Origin of the sequence: Streptomyces sp. NRRL B-1347, assembly GCF_000720325.1 — a bacterium.
GTDB lineage: Bacteria > Actinomycetota > Actinomycetes > Streptomycetales > Streptomycetaceae > Streptomyces.
Map to the genome: position 1 here is coordinate 1 of NZ_JOJM01000143.1, position 5,725 is coordinate 5,725.

A 5,725-nucleotide genomic window follows, 5' to 3' on the forward strand; every position below is an offset into this window, starting at 1 on the left:
GTGGCGGGGTGGGCCAGGTGCGGGTGGGCCCACAGGATCTGGCCCTGCTTCAGGCCGGTGAGGTCCTGGGGGGCGGGTGTGTGGACGAGGATCACGTCGCATTCGGAGAAGATCTCGTCGCGGGTGCAGATGCCGCCGCAGAGCGGGGCGAGGTGGTCGTCGGCGATGCCGAAGGCGGTGCCGTAGCCCGTCTCGAGGTAGAGCTGGCTGCTGGTGGTGCTCTCCAGCCGGGCCAAATGCTGCGGGTGCAGGGGCAGGCGCTGGTCGTGGGCCGTGCGGGATGCCGTGATGAGTCCGACCGTGAGCTGGGTCATGCCGGTTTCCTCGTCCTCCGATGCGAAGTGGCCGGGCCGCCGCCGGGCCCGGGATGGTGGGGTGCCGCGGTGCGTCGCTCGTGGGCCGGGCGGCGCCGTGTGCTGCCGGGCGTGCGGTGGCGGCCGCGCCGGGGTGACCGTGTGTCAGGTGCGGTCCGGGTGCGGCGGCGGCAGGCCGCGCCGGGTGCGTCACGGGGCCTTCACCGCATGGAAAACGCTATGTTGCATTCATTTTCGGGTCAACGAATGAGGCGCTGCGGGGCGGGTTGATGCGCAGGTCAGCGGCGTGAAATTCTTGCAAAGGGGCTGATGGTTAATGCAATGAGTGGCTGATTCATGCTTTGCAACGAGCTGAATTCGAACGCACACTGGCCACCGCATACAGAGCGCACGAGGTGAGCCAGCCATGCCAGGAAACAGACTCACGCAGCAGGACCGCCGCACCATCGCGGCGGGCCTGGCCGACGGGCTTTCGTACACCGCGATCGCCAAGCGGCTGAAGCGGCCGACGTCGACCGTCACCCGGGAGGTGATGCGCAACGGCGGGCCCCGCGAGTACCGGGCGGACCGCGCGCACCACGCGGCGGGGCGGCGCGCCCGGCGGGACCGGCCGCCGGGCGGCGGGGCGGTGCAGCCGTCGGTGCCCCAGGCCGGCAGCGAGGACTACGGGCGCGACGGGCAGGCGGTGCGCGCCTACGAGGAGCGCCTGGTGCAGCTGCTGGTCGCCATCGGCCTGCAGGCGATGGTCTCGCGGGTGCTGGCCTGCATCTGCGTCACCGACTCCGGCAGTGTGACCTCCGCCGAGCTGGCCCGGCAGCTGCGGGTCAGCCCGGCCTCGGTCTCCAAGGCCATCAGCCAGCTGGAGCGGCAGGAGATCGTGCGGCGCGAGCGCGATGCGGGGCAGCGGCACGACCGGTACCTCATCGACGACGACGTGATGTACCGGGCCATCGTGGGCAATCTGCGGCGCAATGCCGCCTTCGCCGAGACCGTCTACGAGGGGGTCGGTGTCCTGGGTGCCGCGACGCCCGCCGGGACGCGGCTCAAGGACATGGGTCAGCTCCTGGACCACGTCACCCACAGCATGATGCGGTCGCTGGAGCAGTGGCGGGCCCTGGCCTCGGCGCCGGCCGGGCGGGCGGGCGGCGCGGGCGGTGCGGCCGGGGAAGGCGGGTAGGGCGGGCGGGGTTCAGAGCTGGCGCAGGGCGCCGCCGTCGACGGGCCATTCGGCGCCGGTGACCTGGCTCGCCAGGGGCGACAGCAGGTAGGCGATGACGCGGGCGACATCGTCGGGGGTGCCGATGCGGCCGGTGGGCAGGCGGCGCACTTCGCGGACGAAGTGGTCGACGGCTTCTTCCCGGGGGCGCTGGAAACGGGTGGCGAGCTGGTCGGCGAAGCCGCCGGGGGCGTCGAAGAGGGCGGTGCGGGTGGGGCCGGGCGAAACGACGTTGGAGCGCACCCCGCGGGGGCCGAACTCCGCGGCCAGGGTCTTGGACACCGACAGCAGCGCGGTCTTGGCGGCGGCGTAGTCGACGACGGGGGCGTCGGGGAAGCGGGCGGCCTCGCTGGCGACGTGGACGATGCCGGCGGCCCCGCGGTCGAGCAGGGCGGGCAGCGCGGCGCGGGTCATGCGCACGGCGGAGTGGAAGTTCAACTCGAAGCTGTGCAGCCACTGTTCGTCGCTCACGTCGAGGAAGCCGGTGCGCGAGGTGAGGCCGCCGGCGTTGTTCACCAGGCCGTCCAGTCGCTGGTGGCGCTCCAGGACGGCGTCGATGACGCGGGCGGGCGCGCCGGGGTCGGTGACGTCGGCGGCCAGGGGGTGGATGCCGGGGGCGGGGGCGGTGCGGGGGGTGCGGGAGACGGCGGTGACCTGGGCGCCTTCGGCGGCCAGCAGCCGGGCGGTGGCCTCGCCGATCCCGGCGGAGGCGCCGGTGACGAGGAAGACCTTGTCCTTCAGGTGCAGTTCCACGGAAAGTGAGGTCCCGGTTCGTTGGGTGGTGGTGCACCGCGCCCGCGCGGGCTGGGGGGCGGGTGCGGTGGCGGGGACCTCAGGCTAGGGGCCCGGCGCCCCGGGCGGGGGCCGGGCGGGGTGACTGCGCTCGTACGGGTGTTGCTCGCTCAGCTGTCCGCCCGCGGCGGCAGGGCGCGGTCGACCAGCGGGGCGGCGGCGCCGGTGTAGTGGGCGGGGTCCAGCAGGGGGCGGACCAGGGCGCTGTGGGCGGCCAGTTCGGGGGCGGCGGCCAGGACCGCGGCCAGGGGGCGGCCGGTGCGGGCGGCCTCGTCGGCGGCCTCGGACAGCAGCGCCTTGGCGCGGGCGCGGCCCAGGTGCGGGGTGAGGGCGGCGGCCACGCGTTCGGCCAGCATGCGGCCCTGGGTGAGGCCGGTGTTGTGGCGCATCCGCTCGGGGTCGGTGCGCAGGCCCTCGGCGAGGGCGGCCGCGGTGTGGGCGGCGCCGCCGACCAGGCGCAGGGCCTCGCGCAGCGGCTGCCACTCGGCGTGCCAGGCCCCGGCGGAGCGCTCGTCCTCGGAGAGCAGGCAGTGGAAGAGGGTGGCGGCCAGGGCGGGCACCTGCAGGGCGGTGCTGCGGATCAGGGTGGACAGCACGGGGTTGCGCTTGTGCGGCATGGCCGAGGAGCTGCCGCGGCCGGGCCGGGTGGGCTCGGTGACCTCGCCGATCTCGGTGCGGGTGAGGGTCTGTACGTCGATGGCGAACTTGCCGAGCGCGCCCGCGGTGAAGGCGAGCACGGAGGCGGCGTCGGCGATGGGGGTGCGCAGGCTGTGCCAGGGCAGGTCGGGGGTGGCCAGGCCGGTCTCGGTGGCGAAGGCCAGGGTGAGGTCCTCGGTGTAGGAGGCGGGGTCGGCGGCGGTGGCGTGTTCGAGGTAGCCGGCCAGGGTGCCGGCGGCGCCGCCGAGGGAGACGGGCAGGCCGCCGTCCAGGAGGCGGTCCACGCGGGTGAGGGCGTCCTGGATGAGCTGGCGCCAGCTGGCGGCCTTCAGGCCGAAGGTGGTGGGCAGGGCGTGCAGGGCCAGGGTGCGGGCGGTGGCCAGGGTGTCGCGGTGGGTGCGGGCGAGGCGGGCCAGGGCCCGGGCGGTGCGGTGCAGGTCGCCGCGGATCAGGCGCAGCGCGTGCGCGGTGACCAGCATGGTGGCGGTGTCCAGGATGTCCTGGCTGGTGGAGCCGCGGTGCACGTATTCGGCGGCGGCCGCATCCAGGGCGGCGACCTCGCGGGTGAACTCCGCGACCAGCGGCACGACCGGGTTGGCGGTCTCCCGGGAGGCGAGGGCCAGCAGGCGCGGCTCGATGCGGGTGGCCGCGGCGGCCCGGGTGATGGTGTCCGCCGCGTGGCCGGGGATGGTGCCCAGGCGGGCCTGGGCGCGGGCCAGGGCGGCCTCGGCGGCCAGCATGGCGTGCAGCCAGGCCTGGTCGGTGACGGCGGTCTCGGCCGGGACGCCCGCGCGGACGGGGGCGAGCAGGCCGGAGTCCCGGTCGGGCGGGCTGGCTTCCCCGGCGGGCAGGCCCCGGCCCGGGGCCGGGTCCGGGTGCGGGTGCGGGTGCGGGGCTGGTGGTGCCGTCTGGGGGGCGGGCCCGCTGGGTTCGGGCATGGGAGCACCTCGCTGGGCGGGAGGGACAGGAACGCAGAAGGCAGGGGTGGAGGGCGGGCGGCCGCCGCCCGGGGCGGTGCGGGCGAAACGCTCGACCGCCCCGGGGAGCTGGGGAGTTGGAGGCAGCAACCCCTGGGGGGTCAGGGGGTGATGGCGTGGGGGAAGCGGAAGAAGCCGTGCGGGTCGTAGCGGCGCTTGACCTGGGTGAGGCGGGGCAGGTTGGTGCCGTAGTAGGCCTGGGCGTGGTCGGGCAGCTTGGGGTCGGGGTAGTTGACGTAGGCGCGGCCGTTGGAGTGCGGGTCGATGGCGGCGAAGCAGCCGTCGACCCAGTCCTGGGCGGCCTTCTCCTCGACGGCGGTGGGCTGGGGGGTGGTCAGGTCGATGCCGCACACGGAGGTGAACTCCGCGTCGCGGTGGACGTAGGCGCTGGCGCCGGAGGCGACGTTGTTGGCGTTGCCGCCCAGGGCCATCAGGCTGATGACGCGGGTCTGCCCGCCGCGGCGGTCCGCCTCGTAGGCGGCCAGCAGGTTGTTCAGGCCGGAGGCGGGCAGCGGGCGGGCGAACATGCGGCCGCGGTTCTTGGTGTAGGCGGTGCGCGGCAGGCTCGCGCCGGGCGCGGTGCCGCTGGTGTGGCACTGGGTGGGGGTCAGGGTGGCGCAGCCGAAGCGCTGCATCATCGCCTTGTCGTAGGGCAGTTCCTCGCTGGTGCGCGAGGCGGGCGGGCTGCCGACCAGGGAGACCAGCTGGTCCAGGGAGTCCTTGAGGGGGGCGGCGGTGCCGAGGTAGGCGCCGGTGACCATGGCGGTGGGCACGGTGCCGGGGCGGGCGTCGGGCAGCAGCAGGACGGCGTCGGGGGCCACTTCGGGGGCCGCGGCCCGGGCCCACTGCTGGTAGCCGACGAGCATGTCCTGGGCCTTGTCCCAGGGCCAGGTGAGGGTGAAGGTGGTGGCGACGGGCACCTGGGTGGGGGCGAGTTCGAAGTCGGTGATGACGCCGAAGTTGCCGCCCCCTCCCCCGCGAAGGGCCCACAGCAGGTCGGGGTTCTGCTTGGCGGATGCGGTGACGACGCGGCCGTCGGCAAGCACGACCTGGGCGCCGACCAGACGGTCGCTGGCGGGTCCGTACTTGCGGTGCTGCCAGCCGTGGCCGCCGCCGGTGACGAAGCCGCCGGGGCACACCGTGGGGCAGAAGCCGCCGGGCACGGCCAGGCCGTGGGCGGCGAGCTGGGTGACGATGTCGATCATCTGGGTGGCGGGGCCGACGTGGACGGTGGAGCCGGAGGTGCGCACCGTGTTGAGGCGGGTGAGGTTGATGACCAGGCCCTGGGTGGTGGACCAGCCGGTGAAGCTGTGGCCGCCGCTGCGGATCGCGGTGTGGATGGCGTTGTCCTGGGCGAAGCGGATGCAGGTGGCCACGTCGGTGGCGGTCTCGCAGTAGGCGACGGCCTGCGGGCGCAGGTGGTCGAACTGGGCGGAGGCCAGCTGCCGGGCCCGGTCGTAGCGGCTGTCGCCGGGCAGGACGAGGTCGCCCTGGAGGGCTGCGCACAGCTGCCCCCAGTTGGGGCCGCGGCCGCGCCGGGGCCGGGGACGTGCCTGGGCCAGGGGCGAGCCGACCAGGAGTGTGCTGGAGGAGGCGACGGCGATACCCGCGCCGGCGCCCAGGAGGGCCCTTCTGGTGGGCATGGTGTTCCCTTTCGTGACGGTGTACGAGTACGGGTCGTGCGGTGGTGCCCGGTGGGGGGCCGTCCGGTGGCGCGGTGGGGGGGGCGTGGGGCTGTCTCTTATACACATCTCCGAGCCCACGAGACC

At 74.8% G+C, this 5,725-nt stretch carries 4 protein-coding genes and 1 pseudogene; 1 reads left to right on the forward strand and 4 read right to left on the reverse strand.

Annotated features, from left to right (window positions below; genetic code table 11):
• Positions 1 to 314: pseudogene (locus tag IG74_RS0143550) on the reverse strand (alanine dehydrogenase); the annotation flags it as partial.
• A 406-nt stretch (positions 315 to 720) separates the two neighbouring features.
• Between IG74_RS0143550 and IG74_RS0143555 the strand changes: the two are divergent.
• Positions 721 to 1,491: a GbsR/MarR family transcriptional regulator gene (locus tag IG74_RS0143555; RefSeq protein ID WP_030689126.1), complete on the forward strand. Its 771-nt coding sequence runs from the start codon at positions 721 to 723 to the stop codon at positions 1,489 to 1,491.
• 12 nt (positions 1,492 to 1,503) lie between these two features.
• Here IG74_RS0143555 and IG74_RS0143560 read toward each other — a convergent pair whose 3' ends face one another.
• The 3 genes from IG74_RS0143560 to IG74_RS0143570 form a co-directional block, all read right to left on the reverse strand.
• Entirely contained in the window at positions 1,504 to 2,283 is a 780-nt protein-coding gene (locus IG74_RS0143560; protein ID WP_030689129.1) for an SDR family NAD(P)-dependent oxidoreductase, read from the reverse strand.
• Positions 2,284 to 2,432: 149 nt separating this feature from the next.
• Positions 2,433 to 3,917 carry a lyase family protein gene (locus tag IG74_RS0143565; protein ID WP_030689130.1) on the reverse strand — a complete coding sequence of 495 codons (1,485 nt, stop codon included), beginning with the start codon at positions 3,915 to 3,917 and terminating at the stop codon, positions 2,433 to 2,435.
• 140 nt (positions 3,918 to 4,057) lie between these two features.
• A complete protein-coding gene (locus tag IG74_RS0143570; protein WP_030689131.1) occupies positions 4,058 to 5,599 on the reverse strand; it encodes an FAD-binding oxidoreductase in 1,542 nt (513 codons plus the stop codon).
• Positions 5,600 to 5,725: the final 126 nt, after the last annotated feature.